Below are 10998 nucleotides of genomic sequence, written 5' to 3' on the forward strand. Positions count from 1 at the left end.
GTGGCTGTCCCCCGGTATGTGATTTTTACAAAGCACTGCCGCCCAGTCGGCGGACCGCCACGCCCATGATCCGGTCGGCCTCGAAAAATCCCCGATGACGGGAATCAATACTGTCCGGATTGTCGCCGAGCACCACCAGCCGCCCGTCCGGGACCTCAGTGAGGTCTCCGCCTCCCGGTATTCCTTCCGGAATACGGTCCCCGGGAAGCGCGGCGGCCCGCTTGATGTTCCATGCGCGGTCGCTCAGCGGTTCGTAGTCGCCCGTCCTTCGCGGGGGCTGCAGTACGACGATGTCCCCGGTCCGCACCTGGTCGACGGTGCGGCGTTCCACCACCACCCGGTCGCCGGGCGAAAGCGTCGGCGCCATGCTGGTGCCTTCCACGGTGACCACGGTGTATCGGCCGCGTATGCGGAGCGCGGCAAGGACGGCGCCAGCGAGGCCGACAAGGAACCCAACGGCAATCAACAGAACAGGCATAGACACCCCCCGTGGGTTCCGCCGGTCGGTGTGATCGTGCCCGCCCGCCGTATTGCCTGTCAATGTATTTCTTCTTGCCCCCGCGGGAAACCCGGGGGTGCGTCGCGCCCTGTTCGCCCCCTTTGCAATTCGCGTGGAAGTTGGGTGTCTATGGGTGTATCGGGCGGTTCGCTGGACACGGTTTGCGGACTGGTCTCTTCCGCTCGCTGTATCCGAACTGTACGAAGCGCCGTATCTGCCGTTGCTACGGTCGAATCTGCTTCTTTCCGGCAGTGCGTACTCGAAAGGAAACGGCAGTGATGGGATTCATGGGGACGATGGGCGACAAGATTCTGGGCAGGCTCGTGCCCAAGGCCGTGGCCCAGGCGGACACCACCTTCGAGAAGATCTGCTACTGCAGCCAGCGCAACAGCTTCTACTACCGGCAGATCTGCCATGTGGTCGGTGGCTACACGTCCTGCGGCACCTGCTACCTCAGCTCGCCCTGCCGGCCGTCGGCCTGACGGTGACATGGCGATCGGGCCGCGGACGCGCCGTCCGCGGCCCGATCGGCGCGCTGTTCGTCCGGAGGCCGCTCAGCCGTCGTCCCGCACCTGCTGCCGGGGGACGGCGGCGGCGTCCTTCAGGACCCCGAGAGAAGCTTCCCGCTCCTGAAGGACGGTCTGCCAGAGGATGCCCTGCTGCCCCTGGGGCGACGCTCTGACAGATCTTGCAGTCGGTGAGGTTCTTCGAGCTGGCCACCGATCAGGTGACGGTCGATGAACCGCAACGAGCGAGGCCACCGAGCTGTTGATCGAGATGTCTGACGTCTCAACCACGCTGCTCGGGGCCTCGTTGGTCATCTATCCTGCCGCACTCGACCTGCCCCATGCGCTCGTGGAGTGGGTCACCATGCTTCTCGTCACCCGCGAGGGTGACCGGCGGTGCAAGCTCCGCCCGTCCCAACGCGCGACGGTGGCACTGGTGTACCTGCGCGAACACACGACCCTGGCGAAGATCGCTGCTGGGTTCGGGATCAGCGAGTCCACCGCCCACGCCTACACCAGCGCAGTCATCCACCTGCTCGCCGAACGAGCGCCAGGTCTGCTGAAGGTCCTGCGCGAGGCCGATGTGGACTTCGTCCTGCTGGACGGCACGCTCGCCGAGTGCGACCGGGCCGGCGACGGACGGGCCGACTACTCGGCCAAGCACCGCCGACACGGAGTGAACGTGCAGGTGGTCACCGACCCGGACGGCCGGCTGCTGTGGCTGTCACCCGCCCTGCCGGGCCGAGCTCACGACCTGACCGCTGCCCGTACCCACCGGATCATCCGCATCTGCGAGCGCCAGGGCGTTCCCGTCCTGGCCGACCTCGCCTACCAGGGCGGCGGCCCTTGGCTGACCACGGGCATCAAACGCAGACCCCTGCAAGAACTCACCCTCACCGAGAAGACCGTCAACCGGGCCCTGGCCGCGACACGGGCACCGGTCGAACGCGGCGTCGCACGACTGAAGTCCTGGAGGATCTTCCGCAGATCCCGATGCAGCCCAAACCGCATGACGTCAATCGCCAAAGCCATCCTCACCCTGGAGCGGCAACGCTGAAGAAGCTCAGTGAGATTGATGCCACGATCTTGGGATGGCTGGCGTGATCACGGTGCCGGAGTCGCCCTGGACAACCCCGTTCACCGGGCTCGGCCCGCGGCAGTTCACCAGGCTGGTTGCCGCACTGCGGTGCGAGGGTGGCGACGCGGTGGGGCGAGGCTGGGCCTGGGGTCAGCCGCGAGATTATTGACGGGACAGACTCAAGGGGGGCCGATACCGCTTCGCGATGCGGCCCCGCGCTCGTCCGGGGTCGCGTTGCTTTGGCGGGGCTCACCTGCGGCGATGCTTCAAGATCCCGTCCACGCCTCGTCCACAGACCTCGACATAGGGCCGCTTCGGGTTGCATCCGCCTGCACATACGCGAAGACCCCGGCCTCAGCGTTTCCGCTGTCGACGGGGTCTTTGGGCACTTCATGTGAAGTGCCCCCGGCAGGATTCGAACCTGCGCACACGGCTCCGGAGGCCAGCAGAGACCGTTGCGCTTTGGGGGTGGTGACCTGCGGCGGAGGGGCTGCGGAGGTCGGCGCTGATCAAGATCATTACGTCCCTATTACGTGGGCGGCCTGTCGGGCTCTCGATCCGGCCCGTATGGTCGAAGCATGATCTCGGGCAGCAGCGGGGGAGCGGACGGCGGCGCGGAGTTCACGGCGGAGGGCCTCGAGCCTGTCCTCCGGGAGGCATGCGCCACGGCCGAACTCGACTCCCGCGGCGCCGAGTTGTTGCGGCTCGGCTCGAACGCAGTCTATCGCCTGGCGTCGTTACCGGTCATCGTCCGCATCGCGCGTGATCCGGCGGTGCTCACTGAGATGGAACGGGCTGTGAGCGTGGCCCGGTGGCTTGAGACGCGGGACTTCCCGGCCATGCGCGTGCCGGCGTCGGTGGCCCAACCACTCGTCATCGGCGGCTTCGTGGTGACCTTCTGGGAGAGCGTTCAGGAGAACGAGGAGTACGCGACGGTCCGGGAACTCGCCGACCTTCTACGCCGGTTGCACTGGCTGGAAGAGCCTGAATCTCTGGGCCTGCCGTACTTCGAGCCGCTGGCCAAGGTGGCGGCTTCCCTCGAAGGTCTGGACGGCATCTCGGCAGAGGACCGAACGTTCCTGGAGGAGCGAGCGGCGAGCCTCGGCAAGGAGTACGACCGACTGGACTTTGTCCTTCCCTTCGGCATGATCCACGGCGATGCCAGTATCGGGAACATCCTCCGCCATCGGGACGGGCACGCAGTGCTCATCGACCTGGACGGCTTCGCTCTCGCCCCACGTGAGTGGGACCTGGTCCAGACAGCGATGTTCTACGAGCGGTACGCCTGGCACACCGAGGCGGAGTACGCGGAGTTCGTGCACCGGTACGGCTTCGACCTGATGAACTGGCCTGGGTACGAGACCCTCGCGGACCTGCGCGAACTGATGATGGTTGCCTGGCTCGGCCACCAGGTGACGAGCAGCGACCGGGCTGCGGCGGAATTCGCCCGGCGGGTTCGGTCCCTCCGCACCGGGGAGGGCCGAGACGAATGGGGCCCGTTCTGACCGGGCCTCTCAGGAACCTACGTGATCACCAGAGGCGATCCACAGTCTGTGCTCTCTGACCTGCTCGGTGAAGGCCTGTACGTCCTTGTTTTTGCTGACCCCCGCAAGGTTCTGCCGGAACTCGGCAAGGTAACTGACGCAGCGGGCCGACTTGAGCTGCTCGCCCAGGTCGAGGGCATCGAGCGCCACGCTGCAAGCCTCCTCGACGTTGCCGGCCCGTAAGTGGGCGTCGGCGAGAACCATCGTCGCGAAGAAGTCGCTTCGGACGTGATTGCCGCTCATGGCGTTCTCGGCGTGGGCGACAGCCTGCCGGGCGCTGTTGACGTCGCGGAAGCAGTGGGCAGCTTCAGCCGCAAGCTCAGTCTCGTCGAAGTAGCTGATCCATTCGGGCTCGTCGTCGCTGTTCCGACTCTCCAACGCCCGTGTGGCCGCATTCAACGCGGCCTCGCAGGCCCCCACGTCACCGGTCCGAGCAAGAGCGCGGGCCTCCATGACGTGGAATTGGGCGCGCAGCGTCGGCGTGGCTACGGGAGAGATGCCCATGAGAGCGGCGCGGGCGAGCGTCGCGGCCTGCGTGTAGCGACCGAGGAACGTTGCCTGATGGCTCATGGCGGACAGGATGCTTCCGGCGAGCCGGCGGTCATTGGCGTCCTGGGCCAGCCGGAGGGCCTGGAGGAAGTACCGCTGTGCCAGGCCGTGACGGCAGGCGTCGTAGGACATCCAACCGGCCAAGAGGGTTGCCTCTGCCACGGTCGAGAACAGCGCTCGCCCAACCTGCTCGCTGTACTGCCCGTGCAGGAGCGGCGTCACCTCTGTGCTGAGGTACTGGACGGCCGCGTGCCGAGCGTGGTCGCCGCCGAACCGGTCGTCCAACTCGGCGAACATGTCCGCGGTGGTCTTGATGGCGGCGACGTCCCCGAAACCGACGCGCATTCCGTCCCGACGCTGCCGAGGAACGGCGGGCTCGGGTGCGACCAGCCAACGGAGCGAGGCTTCGTTCCACGCGGGCTCGGACGGCTCGGCCTGCAATAGGGGCTCGTACCGGTTGAGATCAGCGCGCCACAGCTGCCCGACGGTATCGATTGCTCCTTCGGGGCTCGCCGGATAGTTGGCGTCCAAGAGCCCGGTGTCCCGCACGCCCTCGTGGTTCAGCCCCAACTCGGCCGCGCTGAGATCGTATGCCTCGCACAACAACGGACCGTAGAAGTCGTCCGGCGCGCTGTGGGCGTTCTCCCAACTGGCGATACGGCGCTTCACGCTGGCGTCCGACGGAAGTTGGTGTCCGCGGCGAAGCGCAACCTGACGCAGTTCGCGCACCAACCGCGGCTGACTCCAGCCGCGGCCCACGCGCGCTTGACGTAAGCGAACGCTGACCGGTTCCAGCGAAGACGTGACCGTTCCCTCCCCATCTGAGCACGGGTGCGACTTCTGGGGCGCACGACTCTTTGGCCTCACAACCGAATGTACGCGCTGTTCTTCACTGTGCGCTGCAAGTAACCGGAGATCGAGGCTTGTTGATCCGTGACAGGGGATGACGCGTCCACGCGTGACGCGTCATCCCCCGTCACCTCTTGTCATCTGCCCTGGCCACGGTGGCGACCCCGAGCCTGGACACAGGGCGGCATTGCGGCCGCAACCGAGTCTCGATCGAGGTGAGTTGACGTGCAGAGGATGACCAGGAGAGGCATGGAGTGGCTGTCGGCGGCAGCGGACAACCCCGCCGAGTGCCGGCAGATCTGGGCGGACGATCCCCGGATGCCCTGCCTGCTGCCGACCGGCCGCTACTTCGACGTGCTGAGCGTGGAACAGCGCCTCGGGATGGAGATGTTTGATCGCCTCCTCCGAAGTGCGATGCCGTTCGGACCGACGGTCGTCGACCGCAAGGCCCAGCGAGTCGGGTTCTTCCTCTGCTCGCAGAGCCGCGAGACCTTCACGCATTACCTCGAACGCGAAACGTCATCGCCGCCGCCATACCGGTACCTGAGCCACGACTGTGCCGTCGTCGTACCGGGCCCCATCCCGCTGTCCGATGACCGCTATCAGTGGCTCCGCGCACCTACACGCCGACCGGAAGCCAACCCGCTGCGCCCCGTCGCTCTCGCCACCGCGCTGGTCGCCTCCGCGGAACTCCTGGCACGGATTGACCGCTTCGACGAGCAGTACCCGACGCCGTACGCGGCGGTCGCCGCGCTCTCCGAGGAGACGAGCACGGATGCCGACTGAGCCGACCGACGGGCGCGACGCTGCCGCATGGTCGCCCCTCGACAGCGACGGCTGGTACGCGGCCCGAAACGCCACCACCGCGTTGCGAGACGTCCTCGTGCGCGCCGGCCTGGAGAGGGACTTCCCCTACCTGCGCGCGGACTTGAACGCCTTCGGGCACGGTCTCGTCGAACTGGGCCGAGTGTCCCCCGCAACGGCCGAGCGTCTCGCAGAGCTCTTGCGCCTGGCCCTGGCAAGCGGCTTCGGCCGGGACCATACCGACGACGATCACGGGCAGACCATCGCAGAAAAACACAAAGGAAGGGCCTGACGACATGACCGACCGGCGCGGAGTGGTAGCCAAACGAGCGGAGAACCTGTCGCCCGGCGTGCCCTACGTACGCGGCTGGAACCGCGCACGACGAAGCGCCGGCGCCCTGGCTGATCAGCTCGTGCTCCTCGGGCTGGACTCGGACTTCCCCGGCCTGGTGGCCGACGTGAACGTGTTTGGTGACGGACTGGTGCAGCTCGGGAACGTTCGACCCGAAACGGCTGAGTTGCTGGCGACGCTGATTGCGGCCGGACTGGCCGCAGAAGCGAGTGACGCGACGACGGACGGCCCTCTGCTTCCGCAGGAAGCCCCTGCGGCCTGAACTGCACCCCAGCAGTCAGTTGCCCTGCCGCTCGGCCGGGACCGGCGCCCCAGCGCCGCAGCCCGGACGAACGGCAGGGCTGAGACTGGAGTAGGGAGCGTCTGTTCCTGAGCCGATGACAGTGGGCTTGCCGACCGACTGCGCACACGTACGTCTCGTTGCATCCCCACCCGGCCTCAGCCACGCTGTCGGCGGGTGTCGTCGACCAAAGGGAGCCGCGATGGCACCCGCACCCTTGAATTCACTGGCGAGCGCTCGCAGTCTCGCAGGACACTGGGCCATCAACGCTTGGGCGGAAGGATTCAGTGAAGGTGGGCACGAAGCGAGAAAAGCCAGCAACGAGGTTTGACGCACCCGACGCATGGCAGATCTGGAAACACCCAGACCTAGAATCGGATGGTTTCGAATGTCTAATTTATAGTGATTCGATGATCCAGGGCGAACCCTATTGGGGGTCGCCGACAAGCGTTGGTCCGATCAGGCTGTTTCCAACCGCTGCAGAAGTCGGGAACGGGTACCTCTCGGGTCAACTGGTGGTGCGTTTTAATCACGGTTCGCCGGTGTTGCCACCAGGGAATCGTCCTTATGAGTCGTCGCCTAACCACTACATCGAAATGTATGCAGGTGAGGAAGTTGCGGCACTGCTCAGCGTGGCTCTCGGGGTTCGTCTACGCGACGGTGGGCTGATCCGTAGGTTCCAGCATGGCAAAGATCCGGCTGGGGAACCAGAATTGCACAATCATCGTGCACCCACCTCAATTCCGGTACCAGACCGACGAATCCAATTCCCAGGTCTACGCGGCAAGGAGGTCAAGCTTGCTCATGGTGTCAAATGGCTGCTTCTGTATCCTAAGCTACAGCCGGCAGAGGCGATCGCCTTGGCGAAGGCGGCCCGCTGCTACGCCGACGCACTTTGGGTCGGTGACAACGATCCGCAACAGGCATGGCTTCACCTAGTGACGGCGCTGGAGACACTGGCTGTGCACATGCAGACGGACGCCCTTAATCCTATGGAGGTACTGCAGGATGCCTATCCTAAACTCGTCGAACTGATCACTGGCAGGGAAGTTTCTGACATCTTGCCAGCGGTTGCCAATGTTTTGGTTGAGACGGCGAAGGCTACCAGGAGATTTCTAGATTTTACCTGCCACTATGCACCCCCGCCGCCGTCCGAACGGCCCGATAACGAGGGTGTGCGACTGGACTGGGATTCACTCAGGAGGGCACTTGCCTTCGTTTATGAGCACCGCTCTAACTATCTCCACGCTGGGCGACCGATGCCACCAGGCATGATCGGTGTAGATCTAGAGCTCGGTGACGACGGGAGGCCACCGGAGTGCATTGAGCGGGACACCGAGATCATGGCTGGTAGGAGTGCGTGGAAGGCCAAGCAAGTCCCTATGCACCTATGGGTCTTGGCCTACATCACTCGTGGCGCACTGTTGAACTGGTGGCAGGAGCGAGTGGAACTCTCAGGTATGTAGCTGCGATAGCTGTGCTCCACTGGGCCGGGGCGCTCAAAGTGCTTTCGGGTGCATATGTCCTCGGCGTTGCAGCGTCCAGGCAGAGCATATCGAGAGAGAGGCTTCGAGATGGCGTTGGTTGATCAAATCCCCACTCTGCTTGGTGTGGTGGTTGGTGCTGCTACTTCCTACCTGGCCACGGTGGCTACGGAGCGGTCGCGCTGGCGTCGTCAGCAAGCCGTTAGGTGGGATGAACGCCGACTGTCGGCATATACGGACTACGCCAGGGCCGTGAAGGAGGTATGCATGGTCAGCCTCCGCCTCGCGGCCGGTCGTGGTCTCACTGACTACCCGTCGCCATTGGAACCCACGCAAGAAGCGCTCGGTGAGGCGGCGGCTGCCGAAGATCGGCGCGGTCATCTCCTGGAGAACCTGCGACTCCTGACCGACACGGACACGATCAGCGCTGCACGCGTCCTCAACCACGCCTTGTGGCAGCTGTCCTGGATGGCGCACGGCAAGATCCCGGCCACGAGAGACAGCTGGGCGCAGGCATGGCGCGAATATCGCGAAGCACGCGACGAATATCATCGATGCGCGCGAAGCCCATGATCAAACCTGGCCACCACGGTGGATGGTCGCTGGCCGGCAGGAGTGAGGGGCGGCGGAGCGCCCCTGGGGCCTTACTGACTGGCGCCCTGGTCCCCGTCATCCCCCGTGGTTCCCTGCACGATCTGGCACGGTTCTGGCACGACCTCTTCGTCCGCTTTTAGAAGTACGGGGCGGTGTCTGGCCGGTACGATGCGCAGGCTGAGCAGTCTCCACGCGGTGGGGGAGGGACAGTGAGGATCAAGGATCCGGAGTACCCGGCAGCGGTCGAAGTGGCCGTGGAGATCCTGCGGAAGCGGGCCCGGCAGGAACAGACCATCACGTACGGGGAGCTGAGCGCCGAGTTGGCGGCACAGGGCTTCGACTCCATCCCGCCTCACCACGGAGTCATGACCTACCTGCTCAAGGATGTCTGCCTCCACCGCAACGAAGACGGACGAGCAGCGATGCTCTCGGCGATCGTGGTGAACAAGGCCAGCCGGGAGCCATCCGACCAGTTCTCCGGCCTTGCCCGAAGCCTGCCCTTCTCCCGGCCGGCTAACTGGAGCTGGCGGGACGAGCAACAGCAGGTGTTCGCTCAGTGCCGCGAGGATTGACGTCGGTCCTCGACACCCGCTTTAGGAGTTCGATCCGAGACTGCTTCGGCTGAGGTCGGTGACTGATACGACGGCCGGTCAGTGACGCTGATGTTCGCCCCCGTCCAGCGTCGTTGATGCCAGCCGTGGATGTCAGAGGCACCCGGGATTCGTAGTTCAGTGTGGATCCGGCACGCGTTCGTCTGGTGGTGGGAGCGCAGCCCGATCGTTACCGGCGGTGTAGGTGGCGCCCTGCTGGCCTTCCTCGTCTATGGCGGCTGGGAACTGCTCCGTCCCTCGAGGCCAGGGCGGCGCGGGCGACTGGCTGGCGGGGCGGCCGCCACGTTTGCCGTGGCGGCCGCATTCATTGCCTACGCCTGGTCCTGCAATTGCTCCTGAGCGGTCAGGGTGGAGACAAGCCTGAAAGTCGTCGCGACGGATGGGCGCGGACCTCTTCGTCCCGAAGCAACTCGGATGGGGGCGCTGCCTTTGGCTGGTGTACCTCTCACCTGCGCTGATGGTCCGCAGACGTTCGCGCTCGCCCGCCGTTGTTCGTCGGCGTTGTCACGCAGTTAGACACTCACCTTGTCGCTGCCAGAGGTCTCCTGGTCAGAGCGCGACTCAGAGATCCCGTCGCAGAGTCGGGCTAACACTGTGCAGCCGTGTGTGATCCCCTATGGTGAGGCTGTAGGACAAAAGGCCCCTAAGTTTCAGGTCCTCAAGGAGCTCACGCACCACGAGTAGGGGAACGTTCGCACGCTCTGCGAGCTCGTGCATGATGCGGTCCCCGGTCGGTGGATCATTGACCAGCAGCGCGATTGTGCGGCGGCGGCCCTCGTCGACATCGGGCATGACGGCCTCGATGCCCGCGTCATACCCGTAGGGCGTCAAATCAGCCTGATTCACACGTTCGCCGAAAAAACGGATATCGAGGTAGTTCTGCTCGGCCAGTGCCATGGTGGACTCGTGCAAGTTGGCGCCCACAAGGCCGGCCTCATTAGCCTTCCGTTCGATCCCAGGCCAGTCCAGTAGCTGCGGGTGGCCTGTATCGATTGCGGCTCGGATCGCCAGCGTGAGCAAAAAGGCGTCTGCTGAAGCTAGCCCAGGAATCTGAGCTGACGCCTGCGTATAGGTAGGGGCGGCGCCGATGCTCGGCTTGCGAGTCGTTCCATGCAACGTGTCAGCGATCTCTTGGGCTGCCTTGGCAATGCCCTCCGGGCTGCGCTCTGCGTTATGCCACACCAGGTGGCGCAACGGCGCGGGGACCTCGACATCGTCCAATCGGACAGGAATCAGCCGGGTGCCACGCTCGATCCGCGAGACCATGCCCTGGTCCAGTTCTTCCCGCACCCACGCCTTCGTTGCCGAGTGGCGAGAAACGATCACCACTACGGCATCGGCGGTTGCGAGCCCTTCGTCGAACAACTTCTGCACCAGGCTGTCGCCCGGGCGGATCTCCCACCTATCCAGCCAGGGATCGATCCCTAGCCGGGCCAGATCACGAGCGAGTGGTTCCGTGAACGAGGCCTTGTCCTCGCTTGCATGCGAGAGGAATGCCTTAGGGCTGTGTGCTGGGGGTGATGCGTCGGTCATGTAGCCCAGCATGCCTGCTCGGGGTGCGGTCTGTGCGTAAAAGCGCTCGATGTCTGGGTGGTGCGGTACCCGCTCGCCCTCTCGACTGGACTACCAGAAACCCCGAGGACGCGCCACGCGGGTCTGCCAAAGCAGATAGGATAATCGAACGTGTGCTCTTTTCTGTGAAGTTCGGATTACTGAAGGGTAGTGACTTTCGGGCCGCTGCGGAACACTGTAGGCGTTACCTGTTCGCGAGTGTCGTTGCCCAATGCTTCCCACTATTGTGCAGACGTGGCATGAGTTGAACGGGCTCACAGCCGTGCTCTTGCGAAA

General features: G+C 64.8%; 12 protein-coding genes. 9 read left to right on the forward strand and 3 right to left on the reverse strand.

The window, feature by feature from the left end:
- Positions 1-25 precede the first annotated feature (25 nt).
- A complete protein-coding gene (locus N8I87_RS27505; RefSeq protein ID WP_263212629.1) occupies positions 26-478 on the reverse strand; it encodes a S26 family signal peptidase in 453 nt (150 codons plus the stop codon).
- Positions 479-777: 299 nt separating this feature from the next.
- Between N8I87_RS27505 and N8I87_RS27510 the strand changes: the two genes are divergently transcribed.
- The 3 genes from N8I87_RS27510 (at position 778) to N8I87_RS27525 (ending at position 3588) form a co-directional block, all read left to right on the forward strand.
- Positions 778-981 (forward strand): hypothetical protein, encoded by a 204-nt coding sequence (locus N8I87_RS27510; protein ID WP_263212631.1) that lies wholly within the window; start codon positions 778-780, stop codon positions 979-981.
- Between the two features lie 331 nt (positions 982-1312).
- Positions 1313-2062 (forward strand): transposase, encoded by a 750-nt coding sequence (locus N8I87_RS27515; protein WP_263216700.1) that lies wholly within the window; start codon positions 1313-1315, stop codon positions 2060-2062.
- A gap of 599 nt (positions 2063-2661) precedes the next feature.
- Positions 2662-3588, forward strand: a complete 927-nt coding sequence (locus N8I87_RS27525) for an aminoglycoside phosphotransferase family protein (RefSeq protein ID WP_263212634.1) — start codon at positions 2662-2664, stop codon at positions 3586-3588.
- A gap of 9 nt (positions 3589-3597) precedes the next feature.
- Here the strand turns inward: N8I87_RS27525 and N8I87_RS27530 are convergent, their stop codons facing one another.
- Positions 3598-4971 carry an NsdA family TPR-like regulatory protein gene (locus N8I87_RS27530; protein WP_491743948.1) on the reverse strand — a complete coding sequence of 458 codons (1374 nt, stop codon included), beginning with the start codon at positions 4969-4971 and terminating at the stop codon, positions 3598-3600.
- A 279-nt stretch (positions 4972-5250) separates the two neighbouring features.
- Between N8I87_RS27530 and N8I87_RS27535 the strand changes: the two genes are divergently transcribed.
- The 6 genes from N8I87_RS27535 to N8I87_RS27560 all read left to right on the forward strand — a co-directional run bounded on the left by N8I87_RS27535 (position 5251) and on the right by N8I87_RS27560 (position 9111).
- Entirely contained in the window at positions 5251-5811 is a 561-nt protein-coding gene (locus N8I87_RS27535; protein ID WP_263212636.1) for a bifunctional DNA primase/polymerase, read from the forward strand.
- The gene (locus tag N8I87_RS27540; RefSeq protein WP_263212639.1) at positions 5801-6121 is read left to right on the forward strand and encodes a hypothetical protein; all 321 of its coding nucleotides are present in this window, start codon (positions 5801-5803) and stop codon (positions 6119-6121) included. The genes N8I87_RS27535 and N8I87_RS27540 overlap by 11 nt, the downstream gene beginning before the upstream one ends.
- 4 nt (positions 6122-6125) lie before the next feature.
- On the forward strand, positions 6126-6443 hold the full coding sequence (locus N8I87_RS27545) for a hypothetical protein (RefSeq protein ID WP_263212642.1): 318 nt from the start codon (positions 6126-6128) through the stop codon (positions 6441-6443).
- A gap of 428 nt (positions 6444-6871) precedes the next feature.
- Positions 6872-7927, forward strand: a complete 1056-nt coding sequence (locus tag N8I87_RS27550; RefSeq protein WP_263212645.1) for a hypothetical protein — start codon at positions 6872-6874, stop codon at positions 7925-7927.
- A gap of 285 nt (positions 7928-8212) precedes the next feature.
- Entirely contained in the window at positions 8213-8518 is a 306-nt protein-coding gene (locus tag N8I87_RS27555; protein WP_263212646.1) for a hypothetical protein, read from the forward strand.
- 230 nt (positions 8519-8748) lie between these two features.
- The gene (locus tag N8I87_RS27560) at positions 8749-9111 is read left to right on the forward strand and encodes a hypothetical protein (protein ID WP_263212647.1); all 363 of its coding nucleotides are present in this window, start codon (positions 8749-8751) and stop codon (positions 9109-9111) included.
- 600 nt (positions 9112-9711) lie between these two features.
- On the opposite strand, the gene N8I87_RS27565 is transcribed toward N8I87_RS27560, so the two are convergent.
- Positions 9712-10683, reverse strand: a complete 972-nt coding sequence (locus N8I87_RS27565) for a toll/interleukin-1 receptor domain-containing protein (protein ID WP_263212650.1) — start codon at positions 10681-10683, stop codon at positions 9712-9714.
- Positions 10684-10998 lie beyond the last annotated feature (315 nt).

Origin of the sequence: Streptomyces sp. HUAS 15-9 (assembly GCF_025642155.1) — a bacterium.
GTDB lineage: Bacteria > Actinomycetota > Actinomycetes > Streptomycetales > Streptomycetaceae > Streptomyces.

Coding starts and splice junctions, on each gene's coding strand:
- N8I87_RS27545 (WP_263212642.1), top strand. CDS start 6,126: ATGACCGACCGGCGCGGAGTGGTAGCCAAACGAGCGGAGAACCTGTCG.
- N8I87_RS27510 (WP_263212631.1), top strand. CDS start 778: ATGGGATTCATGGGGACGATGGGCGACAAGATTCTGGGCAGGCTCGTG.
- N8I87_RS27565 (WP_263212650.1), bottom strand. CDS start 10,683: ATGACCGACGCATCACCCCCAGCACACAGCCCTAAGGCATTCCTCTCG.
- N8I87_RS27505 (WP_263212629.1), bottom strand. CDS start 478: ATGCCTGTTCTGTTGATTGCCGTTGGGTTCCTTGTCGGCCTCGCTGGC.
- N8I87_RS27550 (WP_263212645.1), top strand. CDS start 6,872: ATGATCCAGGGCGAACCCTATTGGGGGTCGCCGACAAGCGTTGGTCCG.
- N8I87_RS27540 (WP_263212639.1), top strand. CDS start 5,801: ATGCCGACTGAGCCGACCGACGGGCGCGACGCTGCCGCATGGTCGCCC.
- N8I87_RS27555 (WP_263212646.1), top strand. CDS start 8,213: ATGGTCAGCCTCCGCCTCGCGGCCGGTCGTGGTCTCACTGACTACCCG.
- N8I87_RS27525 (WP_263212634.1), top strand. CDS start 2,662: ATGATCTCGGGCAGCAGCGGGGGAGCGGACGGCGGCGCGGAGTTCACG.